The sequence below is a fragment of the Pseudomonas allii genome, from assembly GCF_055380095.1.
Genome location: NZ_AP039450.1, coordinates 6,108,891 through 6,125,682 on the forward strand (window position 1 = coordinate 6,108,891; position 16,792 = coordinate 6,125,682).

15 protein-coding genes and 1 riboswitch are annotated in these 16,792 nt (G+C 61.0%); of the genes, 10 read left to right on the forward strand and 5 right to left on the reverse strand.

Annotation, left to right across the window (positions count from 1 at the left end; all coding sequences use genetic code 11):
* The first annotated feature begins 219 nt into the window (after nucleotides 1–219).
* The 3 genes from ACZ445_RS28075 (at nucleotide 220) to ACZ445_RS28085 (ending at nucleotide 2,769) form a co-directional block, all read left to right on the forward strand.
* Nucleotides 220–570, forward strand: coding sequence for a DUF1090 family protein (locus ACZ445_RS28075; protein WP_058426603.1), 351 nt, complete (start codon nucleotides 220–222; stop codon nucleotides 568–570).
* Nucleotides 571–665: 95 nt separating this feature from the next.
* Complete coding sequence (gene ligB, locus ACZ445_RS28080) at nucleotides 666–2,330, forward strand: NAD-dependent DNA ligase LigB (protein ID WP_464707803.1); 1,665 nt, start codon at nucleotides 666–668, stop codon at nucleotides 2,328–2,330.
* A 43-nt stretch (nucleotides 2,331–2,373) separates the two neighbouring features.
* Complete coding sequence (locus ACZ445_RS28085; RefSeq protein ID WP_071490333.1) at nucleotides 2,374–2,769, forward strand: DUF1090 domain-containing protein; 396 nt, start codon at nucleotides 2,374–2,376, stop codon at nucleotides 2,767–2,769.
* 6 nt (nucleotides 2,770–2,775) lie between these two features.
* Here the strand turns inward: ACZ445_RS28085 and ACZ445_RS28090 are convergent, their stop codons facing one another.
* Entirely contained in the window at nucleotides 2,776–3,225 is a 450-nt protein-coding gene (locus ACZ445_RS28090; protein ID WP_179029525.1) for a c-type cytochrome, read from the reverse strand.
* A gap of 129 nt (nucleotides 3,226–3,354) precedes the next feature.
* Between ACZ445_RS28090 and mltA the strand changes: the two genes are divergently transcribed.
* Complete coding sequence (gene mltA / locus ACZ445_RS28095; RefSeq protein WP_179029524.1) at nucleotides 3,355–4,539, forward strand: murein transglycosylase A; 1,185 nt, start codon at nucleotides 3,355–3,357, stop codon at nucleotides 4,537–4,539.
* Between the two features lie 119 nt (nucleotides 4,540–4,658).
* Here the strand turns inward: mltA and ACZ445_RS28100 are convergent, their stop codons facing one another.
* Nucleotides 4,659–5,045, reverse strand: coding sequence for an MAPEG family protein (locus ACZ445_RS28100; RefSeq protein WP_010207167.1), 387 nt, complete (start codon nucleotides 5,043–5,045; stop codon nucleotides 4,659–4,661).
* Between the two features lie 203 nt (nucleotides 5,046–5,248).
* Between ACZ445_RS28100 and ACZ445_RS28105 the strand changes: the two genes are divergently transcribed.
* The gene (locus tag ACZ445_RS28105; protein WP_464704546.1) at nucleotides 5,249–6,508 is read left to right on the forward strand and encodes a cation:proton antiporter; all 1,260 of its coding nucleotides are present in this window, start codon (nucleotides 5,249–5,251) and stop codon (nucleotides 6,506–6,508) included.
* Here the strand turns inward: ACZ445_RS28105 and ACZ445_RS28110 are convergent.
* The 3 genes from ACZ445_RS28110 to ACZ445_RS28120 form a co-directional block, all read right to left on the reverse strand.
* Entirely contained in the window at nucleotides 6,502–7,389 is an 888-nt protein-coding gene (locus ACZ445_RS28110; protein ID WP_058426597.1) for a formate/nitrite transporter family protein, read from the reverse strand. The genes ACZ445_RS28105 and ACZ445_RS28110 overlap by 7 nt on opposite strands.
* Before the next feature lie 71 nt (nucleotides 7,390–7,460).
* Complete coding sequence (locus ACZ445_RS28115; protein WP_058426695.1) at nucleotides 7,461–9,377, reverse strand: patatin-like phospholipase family protein; 1,917 nt, start codon at nucleotides 9,375–9,377, stop codon at nucleotides 7,461–7,463.
* A gap of 104 nt (nucleotides 9,378–9,481) precedes the next feature.
* On the reverse strand, nucleotides 9,482–9,886 hold the full coding sequence (locus ACZ445_RS28120; protein WP_058426596.1) for an acyl-CoA thioesterase: 405 nt from the start codon (nucleotides 9,884–9,886) through the stop codon (nucleotides 9,482–9,484).
* A gap of 198 nt (nucleotides 9,887–10,084) precedes the next feature.
* Nucleotides 10,085–10,192: riboswitch (S-adenosyl-L-homocysteine riboswitch) on the forward strand.
* A 21-nt stretch (nucleotides 10,193–10,213) separates the two neighbouring features.
* Between ACZ445_RS28120 and ahcY the strand changes: the two genes are divergently transcribed.
* The 5 genes from ahcY to ACZ445_RS28145 all read left to right on the forward strand — a co-directional run bounded on the left by ahcY (nucleotide 10,214) and on the right by ACZ445_RS28145 (nucleotide 16,781).
* Nucleotides 10,214–11,623 carry an adenosylhomocysteinase gene (gene ahcY / locus ACZ445_RS28125; protein WP_058426595.1) on the forward strand — a complete coding sequence of 470 codons (1,410 nt, stop codon included), beginning with the start codon at nucleotides 10,214–10,216 and terminating at the stop codon, nucleotides 11,621–11,623.
* 193 nt (nucleotides 11,624–11,816) lie between these two features.
* Nucleotides 11,817–12,662: a methylenetetrahydrofolate reductase [NAD(P)H] gene (gene metF / locus ACZ445_RS28130; protein ID WP_071494443.1), complete on the forward strand. Its 846-nt coding sequence runs from the start codon at nucleotides 11,817–11,819 to the stop codon at nucleotides 12,660–12,662.
* 76 nt (nucleotides 12,663–12,738) lie between these two features.
* Entirely contained in the window at nucleotides 12,739–13,821 is a 1,083-nt protein-coding gene (locus tag ACZ445_RS28135) for a hypothetical protein (protein WP_058426593.1), read from the forward strand.
* A 63-nt stretch (nucleotides 13,822–13,884) separates the two neighbouring features.
* The gene (locus ACZ445_RS28140; protein ID WP_058426592.1) at nucleotides 13,885–14,676 is read left to right on the forward strand and encodes a substrate-binding periplasmic protein; all 792 of its coding nucleotides are present in this window, start codon (nucleotides 13,885–13,887) and stop codon (nucleotides 14,674–14,676) included.
* Nucleotides 14,677–14,897: 221 nt separating this feature from the next.
* Nucleotides 14,898–16,781, forward strand: a complete 1,884-nt coding sequence (locus tag ACZ445_RS28145) for a DEAD/DEAH box helicase (RefSeq protein ID WP_058426591.1) — start codon at nucleotides 14,898–14,900, stop codon at nucleotides 16,779–16,781.
* Nucleotides 16,782–16,792 lie beyond the last annotated feature (11 nt).

Genomic DNA, 16,792 nt, shown 5'->3' on the forward strand with positions numbered 1-16,792 from the left:
CTCAAGGTGCACAAAAGCCCCGCCGGGTTCGCCCGGCGGGGCTTTTTATTGCACCGCACGTTGCGCGACGCCCCTCACATTTTTTGGATCCAATGCTTGCAGGCCCAATGATGGCCCTCTAGAATCCGCGCCCTCTCGGGCCTCTCACCTTATTTGGATATTGCCCTGCGCCAGCCCGGGAGTCCCAAGCGTGCAGGCAATCGAACATTGAGGTTTTTCATGCGCATCTCCACGCTCGCCCCAGCCGCCCTTCTGCTCAGCCTGTTCGCCCTGCCGGCCCACGCCGCCGACCTGAGCGCGCTGAGCGGCGCCCTGAGCTCGCAGCTCGGTGGCGGCAATTCCGGCGACTGCCAGAAGCAAGCCGCAGACCTGCAAACCAAGATCGATGCAGCCGAAGCCCAGAAGGACACCTTGAAAGTGAAGGCCTTCAAAGCCGCGCAAGACCAGATCAACAAAGGCTGTGACAAACTTTCCGAAGCGCAGGCCAAAGCCGATGCCAAGCAGCAAACACAGGAAGCCAAGGCCGATAAACCTGACGCGGTGAAAGCCCTGGGCGGCCTGTTCAAGTAAACAGAAACACCCGGTAAAAAGCCCCGCACTGCCGGGGCTTTTTTGTGGCCGCAGAGTTCCATTAGGCTGGGCACCCTTTTCGAGCAAGGATGCTCATGATGCGTCTACTGATGGCCCTTTTACTCAGTATTTTACCGTTCAGCCTGTGGGCTGAAGAGTGCCCCGACGATGCTCGGGCCCAGGTCAGCACCCTGGCCGAACAACTGCGCCAGTGGGATGACAGCTACCACCGGCTAGGCCAATCCCCTGTGAGCGATGAACTCTACGACCAGGCCCGCCTGCGCCTGGCCCACTGGCGCCAGTGCTTCCCCAACGCCACTTTGACGCCCGATAACCCACTGGCGAGTGCACGCGGTACCCGGCCGCATCCCGTTGCCCATACCGGCCTGGAGAAACTGCTGGATGAACAGGCAGTCGCTGCCTGGCTGGCCACCCGCGAGGATGTCTGGATTCAACCGAAGGTGGACGGTGTGGCGGTGACCCTGGTGTATCGCAAGGGGCGCCTGAGCCAAGTCATCAGCCGCGGCGATGGAGCAAAGGGCCACGACTGGTCTGCCTCCGCGCACAAAATCCCCGGCATAGTCCAGCAGTTGCCCGAGCGCATCGACCTGCTGCTGCACGGTGAACTTTATTGGCGCCTCGACGACCATGTGCAGTCGGCAACCGGCGGGCTCAATGCTCGCAGCAAGGTGGCCGGGTTGATGAACCGCAAACAATTGAGCGACACCGACGCCGCAGGCATTGGCCTGTTCGTCTGGGCTTGGCCGAAAGGGCCGGCAGCGTTTAGCGAGCGCCTGGCCACACTGGAGCGCTGGGGCTTCACCGATAGCCGACGCTACAGCCATCCCATTCGAAACATCACCGAAGCCGCGCATTGGCGCACCTATTGGTATAACCATCCACTGCCGTTCGCCAGCGATGGCGTGGTGCTGCACCAGGCGCAGCGCGCACCCGCCGAACGTTGGCAGGTCGTTGCGCCGTATTGGGCGACTGCATGGAAGTACCCGGCGGCCAGAGCCCTGGCACTGGTGCGCAACGTGCAGTTCAAGATCGGGCGCACCGGACGCATCACTCCCATGCTGGAACTGGAGCCGGTACGCTTGGACGACCGGAACATCAGCCGGGTAAGTGTCGGCTCATTCGCGCGCTGGCAAGCGTTGGACATCCGACCTGGCGACCAGGTCTCCATCAGCCTCGCGGGCCAGGTGATTCCTCGGTTGGACGCGGTCATTCTGCGCAGTACCACCAGGGTGGATCTGCCTGTGCCCAACCCTGGCAAATTCCATGCGATGAGCTGCTGGCAACTGGACCCCGATTGCGAGGAACAATTACTGGCACGCCTTACCTGGCTCAGCGGTAACCAGGGCCTCGCGTTGCCACACATAGGTCGCGAGACCTGGAACGTATTGATCCAGGCCGGTCTAATCGCAGGCTTTCTCGATTGGTTAACCCTGGACGCGGCAGAGCTTGCTAACATTGATGGCTTCGGTGATCGCAGCCGCGAACGCGTGCTCGAAAGCCTTCACAGCGCTCGGCAGCGGCCCTTTGCACAATGGCTCAAGGCCCTGGGTGTACCGCCTGCGGCACGTAATAACCTGGAGGGCGACTGGCAGACACTGGTCGCCAGAGACACCCAGGCCTGGCTGAACATTGATGGCATCGGCCCGGGCCGCGCAGCGCAACTGAGCGCTTTTTTTCGCGACCCGCACGTACAGGCCTTGGCTGAAACATTACACATGGCGGGGATAGACGGGTTTTGAACCCCGCTGCCCCCGCCATCAGATTGCGACTTTGGAGCCCCACATGAAATTTCTAGCCCCTTTTGCCTTGCTGACCGTCGCAAGCTTCATGACCACACCGTTGCTGGCCGCTGAACAAGCCGCCCCCCTCACCGGCTGCGCCGCCAAACGCCAAGCCATCAGCACCCAGATCGAACAAGCCAAGGCCCACGGCAACAGCGCGCAACAAGCCGGCCTGGAAAAAGCCCTGAGTGAAGTCACCGCCAACTGCACCGACGCGTCCCTGAAGAAGGAACGTGAAAACAAGGTGCTCGACGCCAAGCACGAAGTCAGCCGCCGTCAGGCCGACCTCGACAAGGCGATGAAAAAAGGTGACGCGGACAAGATAAACAAGCGTAAGGACAAACTTGCCGAATCTCGCAAGGAACTGCAGGACGCGGTGGAAGAACTCGACCAGTAAAACCGGTCAGTGGTCCCGGAACTGTTTATGGCAGGCGCTGCAGGCATCTTCGACTTTCTGCACCGCCGGCCCCAGGTTGCTGGCCTTGTAGGGCTGCACCTGGCTGGCGATCACCAATTCACCGGTGGCCGCTTCAAGGTTGCGGGCCAGTTGCTGGAATTGCGCCTGTTTCTGCCAGACATCGTCCTTGGCGCTGGTGTGATCTTCTTCGCGCACACTTGGGAAATGTTTCCAAGGCTCATGGGACAAGGCGTCCAGCTTGACCGCACCTTCGGCAAATTTAGCGCCGTCGAACGGGATGCGCCCACGCAACATGCCGCCCAGGTCTTCGCCGGTCTTGAGCATCTGTTTGAAGATTGCCTTGCGCTGGCCCAGCGGCGAATTCGGATCAACACCGCCACAGGCGGACAGGGCCAGGCAGGCCAGCAGTACAACAGTCAGTCGTTTAAAAGTCATGGTGGCTTCGAGGTCACGGGAAACGGCGGCCAGTATCCTCGCCCCGCCCATAAAGACCAATAGCCCTATTAATAATAAGGGTTGCCCGAAGGTGTTACAGCGCGGGCAATCGCTTCAGGAAGTGTTTGTATGAATGTCACCTTTAAACCCTGGAGCCGCCGCCTGGCGTGGGCTCTGCCGATGATCGCGCTGCTGGCCGGCTGCGACGCGGGCAAAGAAGCAGCCAAAGATGAAACTTCCAAGCCCCACGCCGTCGCCACCTATGTCAGTGCGCCGTGGGAGGCGTTGCCGGCGGTGTCTGACAACGACCTGCTGGCCGGTTTTGAATCCTGGCGCAGCGCCTGCCAGCGCCTCAAGGCCGACCCGATCTGGGGCGCGACCTGCGCAGCCGCCGCTACGGTGCCCGGCAATGCCGTGGCCGTGCGCGGGTTTCTCAAGGAGCGTCTGGATGTGTTCGGCCTGCGCTCGGCCGACAACACCCCGAACGGCTTGATCACCGGTTACTACGAACCGGTCTACCCCGGCAGCCTGACCAAAACCGCCAAAGCCAATGTGCCGGTGTATGGCGTGCCGGACGACCTGATAATCGTCAACCTGGAAAGCATCTACCCAGAACTCAAGGGCAAGCGCCTGCGCGGTCGCCTGGAAGGCCGTATGCTCAAACCTTACGACGATGCCAGCGCCATCAACGGTCAGGGCTCTACGGCCAAACCGATCGCCTGGCTGACTGACCCGATGGACCTGCAATTCCTGCAAATCCAGGGCTCAGGCCGGATCCAACTGGCCGGAGGGCGCCAACTGCGCGTCGGTTATGGCGACCAGAATGGCTACCCCTACCGCCCTATCGGCCGCTGGTTGGTGGAGCAAGGTCAGTTGAAGAAAGAAGAGGTGACCATGGGCACCATCAGCGCCTGGGCCAAGGCCAACCCGCAGCGCATCCCGGAACTGCTGGCGAGCAACCCCAGCTACGTCTTCTTCAGCGCCCGCCCCGACAGTAACGAAGGCCCGCGGGGTTCGCTGAACGTGCCGTTGACGGCCGGCTACAGCGTGGCTGTGGATCGCAAGGTGATTCCGCTGGGCAGCCTGTTGTGGCTGTCGACCACCAAGCCGGATGGTTCGCCAATCACCCGGCCTGTGGCCGCACAGGACACCGGCGGTGCGATCACGGGCGAAGTGCGTGCGGACCTGTTCTGGGGCACTGGTGAGGCAGCGGGAGAATTGGCGGGCAACATGAAACAGCAGGGGCAGATATGGATGTTGTGGCCCAAGGGCGCAGCATTGCCGCAGGTGCCGGATGCACCTGCCGGGACCTGAAAGCGGTCTGTCCAACTTGGTTCAGTGGGGTGAGCAGGCTTGCTAGTGGGCAGGCTCGCTCACCACAACAAGCAAGCTCACCAGGGAAGCCCACACCCACAAGGAATCTGCTTCAACCGTCAGATCGAGACGAAGAAGAAACTCGCAATCAACGCCATCCCCACAAACCACACCAGCGAACGCAGCATCGCCCAGTCCGCCAGGTAGCAGATGATGTACAACAGGCGGCTGGTGATAAACAGCACGGCCAGCACATTGATGGTCACCAATTCGGCCGTACCGGCCAGGTGCGCGATAATCACGGCCGCCGCAAACGCCGGCGTGACTTCAAAGCTGTTGAGTTGCGCACTGTGGGCCCGCTTGGCAAACCCTTCGAGGGTGTCCAGGAAAGCGCGGGGGTCGTGGTTCTGCCGTGGCCCGAACTTGCCACCACTGAACTTGGCCACGCCTGTGCACAGATAAGGCAGGAAAATTGCGATCAACACACACCAGAAGGCCACCGTCATCACTGATTCCTTTTTTAATTTTGTTTTAAGTTTTAAACAGAAATTAGAGTTTTAGCACTAAACCTGCAAAACCGCACCCACCGCTATGAACCGCCAAGCCCGGAAAGGTTCTATCGGTGATTTGCCCCCACCCCTGCAACATCATGCCGCGATTGCGGTCCATCCCCCATCAACACCCTCTCCCCAACTTCCAAGGACCCCGGATGCTTGAACTTGTCGCCGCTTTTATTTGCCTTACCACCCTGCTCACCTACGTGAACTTTCGCTTTATCGGCCTGCCACCCACCATCGGCGTGATGGTCACGGCGCTGGTGTTTTCACTGATCCTGCAAGGCCTGAGTTTTATCGGCTACCCCGGCCTGGAAGAACGTATCCAGCAGTTGATCGGCCAGATCGACTTCGGCGATTTGCTGATGAACTGGATGCTCTCGTTCCTGCTGTTCGCCGGCGCCTTGCACGTCAACCTGAACGACCTGCGCAGCTACCGCTGGCCCATCGGCCTGCTGGCGACCTTCGGCGTGTTGATCGCCACCGTAGTGATCGGCAGCCTGGCTTATTACATCTTTGCCTTGTTTGGCTGGCATGTAAGCTTCCTCTACTGCCTGCTGTTCGGCGCGCTGATCTCGCCTACTGATCCGATTGCGGTACTGGGTGTGCTACGTACCGCCAACGCCTCCAAACCCCTGAAAACCACCATCGTCGGCGAGTCACTGTTCAATGACGGCACGGCAGTGGTGGTGTTTACCGTGTTGTTGGGCATCGCGCAGCTAGGCGAGACGCCAACCGTGGGCGCTACCGCCATGCTGTTTGCCCATGAGGCCATCGGCGGCGTGGTGTTCGGCGGCCTGATCGGCTACCTCGTCTACCTGATGATCAAAAGCATCGAGCAACACCAGATCGAAGTGATGCTGACCCTGGCCCTGGTGATCGGCGGCTCGGCAATGGCCACCGAGTTGCACGTCTCGGCACCGATCGCGATGGTGGTTGCCGGCCTGATCATCGGCAACCTGGGGCGCAAGCTGGCGATGAACGACATGACCCGTCGCTATCTGGACGGCTTCTGGGAGCTGCTCGATGACATGCTCAACGCCCTGCTGTTTGCACTGATCGGCATGGAGCTGTTGCTGTTGCCGTTCAACTGGCTGCATGTGTTCGCCGCCAGCCTGCTGGCCGTGGCGATTCTGCTGTCGCGCCTGCTGACGGTCGCCCCGGCCATTCTGTTGCTGCGCCGCTGGCGCACGGTGCCACGCGGGACCATCCGCATCCTGACCTGGGGTGGTTTGCGCGGCGGGGTTTCAGTGGCACTGGCCTTGGCCCTGCCGCTGGGCCCGGAGCGCGATTTGCTGCTGAGCATCACCTATATAGTGGTGCTGTCGTCGATCCTGTTGCAGGGGTTGAGCATCGGCAAGCTGGTCAAGCGCGTAACCCGGGACGAGCCCCAGGCCACGCCTGACACTCACTGATCCTTGTTGATCCGCTGCGGATGCCTCGGGTCCGCAGCTTTTTTGCCCGGCAGGCTGCTTTCGCTGCGAATCTGTGCGTGACTGATCAGTGCAAAGATAAAGCTGCCGCCAATGATATTGCCCGCCAGGGTCGGCCCGGCAAACACCAGCCAGAAGTCCTTCCACGGCAACTCGCCGGCAAACACCAGGTACGACACTTCCGCCGAGCCGACGACGATATGGGTGAAGTCGCCCAATGCCATGAGGTAGGTGATCAGAATGATGATCCACATCTTGGCACTCTCCATGGACGGGATCATCCACACCATGGTGGCGATCATCCAGCCGGAAACGATGCCCTTGGCGAACATCTGGCCGGGGTCGTTCTGCATGATCTTGCGCCCGATCTCAAGGAAGGCCATGTCGGTCCTGGTATCGAAGATCGGCAAGTGCAGCATCACGTACGCCACCAGCAAGGTGCCGCACAGGTTACCCACCAGCACCACCGACCATAACCGCAACAGGCGACCGGCATTGCCCAGGGTAGGCTTGCTCATCACCGGCAACACGGCGGTCAGGGTGTTCTCGGTGAACAACTGCTGGCGCGCGAGAATCACCGCGAGGAAGCCCGCGCAGTAACCGAAGCTGGCGATCACCTTGAAGGCTTCACCCTCCGGCAGGCGGGAGTTGAGCAACCCCATGGCCATCAGGGACAGCCCCATGGTCAACCCGGCCGCCAGCGCCGACCACCACAGGGCGGCAACGCTGCGCTCAAGCTCCTGGTCGCCCTGGGTGCGGATGATTTCATGCAGTACCGCCGCGCGGGGCGGCTGGTTCTTGTCCACGTCCTGTTGCTCTTCCTGCGACAGGTTGGGGGTCTTGCCGTCTGCTTGAGTGGCCATGATGTACCAGAGTCCGAGGGGTGCCTGTAGCTACGACACGTCCCGACGATGGCTGTTCAGTGGCCTGGCGATTAAAGCGGTATGCGCCAGGCCTTGGCGGCTTCCACAGTGGTAGAGCTGAATGGGGTGTTCCAGGGTTTATTGCGCGCCTTGTAGTGCTTGACGATACCGTCGAGCACGCTGTTGAACGCCTGTGGCGTCGTGGCATCCGCCAAGTAACGGGGCACAGGCAGCAGCAGCTCGACGTTGTCCAGCCGCTGGCCTGGCCGATAGAGCGACGGGTAATTGACTTCCCGCGTGTAATTTTCGGCCTTTACCGCCAGATCATGCCTCTTCATCTGCGCAACCGCGCTCGCCATGACCTTCGATATCGCCACTTCGTTGCCAGGAGACTGCCTGCTCATCACTTGCAGGAGTTGCTGAAAATTGGGCCTGCCGGCTGCATTGAGACGCCGCCCCAGCCAGTCGACATGCTCGGGACGACGCGCCAAAGCATCCAGGTTACGCAACGCCGCCGCCAGCCCGGGAGTCACCGTCAGCTTGTCACTGACCTGGTTGGCCTCGGTAATGGCGGCATCCAGCGTCTGCATCGCTTGCTGCGCGCTTTTGCGAAAGATCAGCACATCCTTGGCGGCGGGCTCCTTCTCCAGATCCTTCTCCACGCTCGCCAGCATTTTATCGTCCATGGCCAACACGGCATCGTCCAATGACGGGAACGGGTAACGCTCACGCAACACGGCACGCTTTTCCAGGTGCGCGCTTACCGCCGTACGCGCCGACGCTTGCAAGTGCTTTTTCTGATCACCGGTCATGGTGAAATTAACCGTGCCACCCAACAGATCACGAAAGTCACCCTTTTTTGACTTCAGCGGTAACACGACGGTCTGATCCGCTTGCGCCTTGAGCTTGTATTCCTGATACCCCTCGGCAGCCGCATGCGGGACACCAATGATCGTATCGACCACGCCGCTCCGCACGCTGCCGGCCTTGGCAGGCGCCGGGTTTTCAGACTCGAACTTGACGATCAGCGACTCGGTCTTGCTCAGGGGGCTTTCTGGAAAAGGCGAGTCAATCACCGCAGAAGACGGCGTATTGACCAGCAGTCCACCATCCAGAAATGCCGTTTGCTCAGCGTGCTCCTGAAAGGCATGGCCTTGCTCTTTCGGGCTTTTGAACAAGCCAGGCAAAGAGCCGGATATATGAGCCGCCCGGGCAATGTCCATGTCCGGTGTGGTGCTTGCATTGAACACCACCAACTGCGGTCGGCCATCGAACAGACCGGTTCCCGTGATGTTGAGCTGCTTGACCGCAGGAATGTGACGACTCAACACCTCAATGTCGCGAAAAGTCGGCCCTTTGCCTGCACTGAGCCGGTCCGCAATCTTCATGACGTCGGCAGGCCGGTCTTCCCGCCGGGTCCCGGCGATCTTCACCAGCAGCAACTTGCGCGCCTCGTTGCCGATCAGGTCTTCCAGGGGCTGCGCTTCGGTTTGCAGGCGCGGTATCAGGGTGAATAACAATTGCGCGATGTTTCCAGCCGCTCCTGGCAAGCGCCCTGCCAATTTTCCAATTTCAGTACTGGCATTCTGCAGCTTTGCAATCAAAGGAGTCTTGCTGTTCAGCAATTCAGGCAAGTTGAGGCTGTTCGACAGGTGTGCAAAGGTTTTGCCGTCCATGCCACTGGCCAGTAACGCAGCAGAAATTGCGCCCGCGGATGAGCCGGAGATCACTTTGACGCCCACCAGCACGTTGTGGTCTTCAAGCGCCTGGACCATGCCTGGGAACGCAACGCCCTTGGCCCCTCCCCCACTCAATACCAGATGTGTGAGCGGTGGCGGTGACAAAACCACCCCCACCCGGCCATCGCTTGAGTGCTCAAGGCTCACCTTGCGTTCGCCTATGCCTTTGACCAGCAATGTCTTTACATTTTTTTCAGCATTGTCAGGCGGCTGAGGTTGAGCACTGGCATGTGGGCTGGACACTTTCATATTCATACGCGCCACTCTCTACAGGATGTCATCCTGAGTGACGCGAGAGCCTGGGACAGGTCCATCCGGAATGATTTGGTAAAGCAAATCGACCCGGCCCGCGATTACTGTGGAGGAGTGTCGTCCTTGAACTGGTCCTTCACGTACCTGATCTCAGTGCGACCATGAGGCGCTGGCAGGCCATCTTCACCAAGGTTGACGAAGACCATTTTTTCTACGGTGAGAATGCTGCTGCGGGTGATCTTGTTGCGCACTTCACAGGTCAGGGTGATGGAGGTACGACCGAACGCAGTGGCGGTGATACCCAGCTCGATGATGTCGCCCTGGCGCGAGGCGCTGACGAAGTTGATTTCGGAGATGTACTTGGTGACGACGCGCTGGTTGCCCAGCTGGACAATGGCGTAGATGGCCGCTTCTTCGTCGATCCAGCGCAGCAGGCTGCCACCGAACAGGGTGCCGTTGGGGTTGAGGTCTTCGGGTTTTACCCATTTGCGGGTGTGGAAGTTCATGTTCACTCCAAAGCGTGTTGCCGAATGATGGGCAACATCATGGCAGAGGCCCGCCCCAAGCTCTACGCGCCATTGCCTATCAACCCCATGAGCGATCTTCATATGGCCGACAGAAAGGCTTGGGAAGTCTGGCGCACACGGCTATAATCGCCCCCGCTTCAAAACGGTCATCTTCGGTTGATACCGTTCTCCCGCCACCTGTCCGAGGGGCGCTGCAGCAGGTTCAACCTGTCAGGCTCGGATGGGGCGTTGTCCGGACAGGTACCACCTGGCCTGATACTAAACGCACAACGGCGCCCATTCGCACACTACGAATGGAGGCTCTTCATGAGCGCTGTCAACACGCCTGCAGATTTCAACGACTACAAAGTCGCCGACATGTCCCTCGCTGCCTGGGGCCGTCGCGAAACCTTTATCGCCGAATCCGAAATGCCTGCCCTGATGGGTCTGCGTCGCAAGTACGCCGCTGAGCAGCCGCTCAAAGGCGCGAAGATCCTCGGCTGCATCCACATGACTATCCAGACTGCCGTGCTGATCGAAACCCTGGTTGCCCTGGGTGCCGAAGTGCGCTGGTCCTCCTGCAACATCTTCTCGACTCAAGACCAGGCCGCTGCCGCAATCGCTGCCGCCGGTATCCCGGTGTTCGCCTGGAAAGGCGAGACCGAAGAAGAGTACGAGTGGTGCCTGGAGCAAACCATCCTCAAAGATGGCGCACCTTGGGATGCCAACATGATCCTCGACGACGGCGGCGACCTGACCGAGCTGCTGCACAAGAAGTACCCGCAGATCCTCGACCGCGTCCACGGCGTGACCGAAGAAACCACCACCGGCGTGCACCGCCTGCTGGACATGCTGGCCAAGGGCGAGCTGAAAATTCCGGCCATCAACGTCAACGACTCGGTGACCAAGAGCAAGAACGACAACAAGTACGGCTGCCGTCACAGCCTGAACGATGCCATCAAGCGCGGCACCGACCACCTGCTGTCGGGCAAGCAAGCCCTGGTGATCGGCTACGGCGACGTGGGCAAGGGTTCGTCCCAGTCCCTGCGTCAGGAAGGCATGATCGTCAAGGTTTCCGAAGTCGACCCGATCTGCGCCATGCAAGCCTGCATGGACGGTTTTGAAGTGGTTTCGCCGTTCATCGACGGCGTCAACGACGGCACCGCCGCCAGCATCGACAAGGCGCTGCTGGGCAAGATCGACCTGATCGTCACCACCACCGGTAACGTGAATGTCTGCGACGCCAACATGCTCGCCGCCCTGAAAAAACGTGCCGTGGTCTGCAACATCGGTCACTTCGACAATGAAATCGACACCGCTTTCATGCGCAAGAACTGGGCATGGGAAGAAGTGAAGCCTCAGGTGCACAAGGTTCACCGTACCGGCGCAGGTGATTTCGACCCACAGAACGACGACTACCTGATCCTGCTGGCTGAAGGCCGCCTGGTTAACCTGGGCAACGCTACCGGCCACCCAAGCCGTATCATGGATGGCTCGTTCGCCAACCAGGTTCTGGCCCAGATCTTCCTGTTCGGCCAGAAGTACGCCGACCTGTCGCCGGCCCAGAAAGCCGAGCGCCTGACCGTGGAAGTACTGCCGAAGAAGCTCGACGAAGAAGTGGCCCTGGAAATGGTCCGCGGCTTCGGCGGCGTGGTGACTCAACTGACCAAGACCCAGGCCGACTACATCGGCGTGACCGTCGAAGGTCCGTTCAAGCCGCACGCTTACCGCTACTGATAAGCCTGTGCCCGCTCTCTATCTAAAGGGGAGCGGGCTTTATGTGGGAGCGGCGGTGCGACGATTCGACTTGCTCGCGAATGCAGTGTTTCAGTCAACTTATTCTTCACTGGCATACCGCATTCGCGAGCAAGCCCGCTCCCACATTGACGGTGTACACACTCCGGCATTCTGAGTTTCAAAGGGTATTACCATGTCCCAAGACCGTCGCTACAGCTTCGAGTTCTTCCCGACCAAGACCGATGCTGGGCATGAAAAACTGATGGCGACTGCCACACAGTTGGCCAGCTACAACCCCGACTTCTTCTCCTGCACCTACGGTGCCGGCGGCTCGACCCGTGATCGCACGATCAACACCGTGTTGCAGCTGGAAAGCCAAGTCAAAGTTCCCGCCGCTCCGCATTTGTCGTGCGTGGGCGACAGCAAGGCCGACCTGCGCGGCCTGCTGACTCAATACAAGGCTGCCGGCATCAAGCGCATCGTCGCATTGCGTGGCGACCTGCCGTCCGGCATGGGCATGGCCAGCGGCGAGTTGCGCTACGCCAACGACCTGGTGAGCTTCATCCGTGAAGAAACCGGCGACCACTTCCATATCGAAGTGGCGGCTTACCCGGAGATGCATCCACAAGCGCGCAATTTCGAAGACGATCTGCAGAACTTCGTGCGCAAGGCCAACGCCGGCGCCGACAGCGCAATCACCCAGTACTTCTTCAACGCCGACAGCTACTTCTACTTCGTCGAGCGTGTACGAGCCATGGGCGTGAACATCCCCATCGTGCCGGGCATCATGCCGATCACCAACTACAGCAAGCTGGCGCGCTTCTCCGACGCCTGCGGCGCCGAGATCCCACGCTGGGTGCGCAAACAACTGGAAGCCTATGGCGACGACGTCAAGAGCATCCAGGCGTTCGGCGAACAGGTCATCAGCACAATGTGTGAAGAATTGTTGCAAGGTGGCGCGCCAGGGTTGCACTTCTATACCCTGAACCAGGCTGAACCAAGCCTTGCAATCTGGAACAACCTCAAGCTGCCACGCTGAAGGTTGCCCGGCGGTGCCAAGGCCCTCGTCTACGAGGGCCTTTGTCGTTTTACATGCCCACGGAACCCAGCAGTCCATGAATACAGTGCCCACGCCGTCCCGCCCACAACTGGTCTACCTGGTCTTCGGCTCCGAGACCTACCACCAGGAAGCGGTGTTCAGCATCGCCAGTGCGCTGGCTTTCCTGCAGGCAACCCCGGAAGCCGCCGTGGATATCCAGGTATTCAGCGACAACCCCGAGCCCTATCGCCTTTTGCCGGTACGCGTACGCCCGCTGGACGAAGCTACCCGCAAACGCTGGAGCGAACCCCACGGCTATCACTTCCGTACCAAGCATGTGGTATTGCGCCAAGTGCTGGAAGAATCGCCGGTGGCCATGCTGATCGACACCGATACCTTCTTCCATCACTCACCGATGGACCTGTTCGAGCGCGTGCAACCCGGCACCCTGCTGTGCAATGCCTTCTACAGCAAGTACGGCGACAACCACGAGAGCATTCTCTACACCGCCTTGCGCCAGCGCCTGCTGGACATGGGCGTGGCCGACGATGACATGATGACGCTCAACTCCGGGGTCATGGGCCTGACGCAACAGGATGCGCACATCCTCGACCGCTCCATCGCCTTGATGGACGAACTGTTCCCCTATGCCCAAGGCGCGTACACCCTCGAAGAGTTCTGCCTGTCGATCGCCGCCTATCGCACCGTCAACGTGCGCGAATGCCCGGACCTGATCCACCACTACTGGAGTCGCAAGCAGCTGTTTCGCGCCAAGGTCAAGGCCTGGATCGCCAAGCATGCGGCCGCGCCCACCAGCGCACTGGCGTTGGCCGACACTCGCAAGGTGTCCTCGCACCTGCCACGCCCTCCCCGCCTGCAGCGCCTTCTGTACAAGCTGATCACGCTGGTGCTGCCCAAGCACCAGCAGCAATTCATCCGTGAAATTCTCTACGGCTGCTACGAGCATGAGAACGAGTTCGACCAGGCGTGTGGCCCGGTTTGGTGGGACAAGGCCCGGCAGAACCTGGAAGAACGCCAGAAGCGCCCGATCGACACTCATCAGTTGGAGCACTGGTTTTCCAACCCCGTGGTACGCCTGATCCTCGGCGAGCGACGGGCAGCGATCTACGAACACTTGATGACCTCTCCGGGCAAATAGCCGCGCCCGCGGATGCGCGTGCCAGAGCTTCTCTTTAGTGCGGGAGCGTCGTAACCTCAGGGCATGCCCGTCATTCTGAAGTTGTTGACTGCCGCCGTCTTCACTTGCCTGAGCCTCGCCGCTTATGGCGAGAAACTGCGCATTGTCACCGAACCCTGGGCGCCCTACGTGTATGAGGACCAGGGCAGCATGCGGGGGCTGGACTACGAAACCACGGTGATCGTGTTCCAGCGCCTGGGTGTGGACGTGCAATGGCAGTTCCTGCCCTGGAAGCGCTGCCTGGCCATGCTGGACCAGGGCCATGCCGACGGAGCGCTGGATATTTTCCATAGCCATGAGCGCGACGCCCTGCTGCTGTACCCCAGCGAGCCGCTGTCGGATGTGGAGTTCACGCTGTTCTACGCCAATGAGCGTCCCCACCCCGTGCATAACCTCGAAGACCTGAGCGGCCTGACCGTCGGCACGTCGCCAGGCTACCTGTACGGCACGGCGTTCAGCGACTCCCCCCTGTTCAATCGTGAACCGGCACCGAGCCATGAGGCCAACTTCGGCAAATTGATGCTGGGACGCATCGACCTGGTGATCACCGACCGTCGAGTAGGCCAGCACTTGATCAAGGCGCTGGGCCTGGAAGGCAAGGTCAGCCAGGCGCCGGCCGTGGTCAGTCGCCAACAGCAATTTCTCGCGGTACGCCGTGGCGCAGGCATGGACCTCCTGGTACAGCGCTTTGCCGCCGAGCTCAAACGCTTCAAGCAAGAGCCGGCCTATAGCGCCTTGAGTGCCAAATATGGTGGAATCCAAGCCATTACGGCCTCTGAACGCACCGTTGAGCAGCAGGAAAGCAGCGCACAGTGATTGCTCTGTTATACTCCGGCCTTTCCGCCAGGCTCACGCCCGGCCGCTGAGGTCTTGAAAAAGGCACCCAACCCCGCTACAGCGCAGCTTTCAGCCCGCGCGAGCCGGTGGAGTGCCCGCCAGACGCAGCAGGACCGGACGGGGTTGCGCTCCCCTAAGCGCCATTCACGCCCGGCAAGATTATCCCTTTGGGCCAAGCCCTAACTAAAACAGGATTACTCATGTCCTTTGCTTCCCTCGGTCTCTCCGAGGCTTTAGTCCGCGCCATCGAGGCAGCGGGCTATACCGAGCCTACTCCGGTGCAACAGCGGGCCATTCCCGCCGTGTTGCAAGGTCGCGACCTGATGGTTGCGGCTCAGACAGGTACTGGTAAAACCGGCGGTTTCGCCCTCCCGATTCTGGAGCGGTTGTTCCCCAACGGTCACCCGGACAAATCCCAGCGTCACGGCCCACGCCAACCGCGCGTACTGGTCCTGACCCCAACCCGCGAACTCGCCGCCCAGGTGCATGACAGCTTCAAGCTGTATGCCCGCGACCTGAAGTTCGTCAGCGCCTGCATCTTCGGCGGCGTCGGCATGAACCCACAGGTTCAGGCCATGTCCCGCGGCGTAGACGTGCTGGTGGCATGCCCCGGTCGTTTGCTCGACCTGTGCGGCCAAGGCAGCGTCGACTTGTCCCACGTGGAAATACTCGTGCTGGACGAAGCCGACCGCATGCTCGACATGGGCTTTGTCCATGACGTGAAAAAGGTCCTCGCCCGCCTGCCGGCCAAACGCCAGAACCTGCTGTTCTCGGCCACGTTCTCCCAGGACATCACCGCCCTGGCTGGCAAGCTGCTGCACAACCCGGAGCGCATCGAAGTCACACCGCCGAACACCACGGTCGAGCGTATCGAGCAACGCGTCTTCCGCCTGGCTGCCAGCCACAAGCGTGCGCTGCTGGCCCACCTGATCACCGCAGGCGCCTGGGAACAGGTGCTGGTGTTCACCCGCACCAAGCACGGCGCCAACCGTCTGGCCGAGTACCTGGACAAGCACGGCCTCACCGCCGTCGCCATCCACGGCAACAAGAGCCAGAACGCGCGCACCAAGGCCCTGGCCGACTTCAAGGCCGGCTCGGTGCGCATCCTGGTGGCCACCGATATCGCCGCTCGCGGCCTGGATATCGACCAACTGCCGCACGTGGTCAACTTCGAGCTGCCGAACGTTGATGAAGACTACGTACACCGTATCGGCCGTACCGGCCGTGCCGGTCGTTCGGGCGAGGCCATCTCCTTGGTCGCGCCGGACGAAGAAAAATTGCTGAAAAGCATCGAGCGCATGACCAAGCAGAAAATCGCCGATGGCGACCTGATGGGCTTTGATGCCAGCGCCGTGGAGGCCGAGAAGCCCGAAGCGCGCGAGCGTCCGGACGTACGCAACCCACGCAACCCACGCGGTCCGAAGGGCGATGGCCCGAACGGCGGCGGGGGTGGCGGTGGTCGTCGCGACAAGGGCAAAGACAAGGGCAAGGAAAAATCCGCCACCAGCGGCCGTGGCGAACGCCCGGCCCGTGAGCAGAAGCCCCGTGAAGGCACCCCGGCCCGCGAACAGCGCCAGCCGAGCCAGCCACCACGCGCCGCTGCCGACCGTGCTCCGGACGAGTTCCTGGATGACGATGTGGATAACTTCGGCAACCGCGTTGACTATGTGCCCCAGGCCAAACCGGCCCAAGGCCGTGGCCGTCGTCCTGGCGCTCCGGCGCAGGGTGCAGGTGCAGGTGCTCCACGTGGCGGCCAGCCACAGGGCGGTCGCCAGAATGGCCCACGCAACAGCAGCGGCGGTACCACCGGTACGCCGCCTGCCAAGCGCAACGGCCCGCGCAATGGCGCCCCCCGTGACGGTCAGGCCCGCCGCGAAGACTCGCGCAGCAACAACCGCCGCCCGGCCCGTGACGACCAGCCACGCTTGTCCGAACCCGCCGTGCAAAACCCGCGCGGTGGCCCGGCGCCGAAGATCATCCACAAGGAGTCGAAAGCTGATCGCTTCCCGACACCCGAGCAGTTGGATCAACTGCCAGGCCGTCCTCGTGGTGAAAAGCCAGCGCTGCTGACGCGCAATCGCTGAGTTTTTATAGC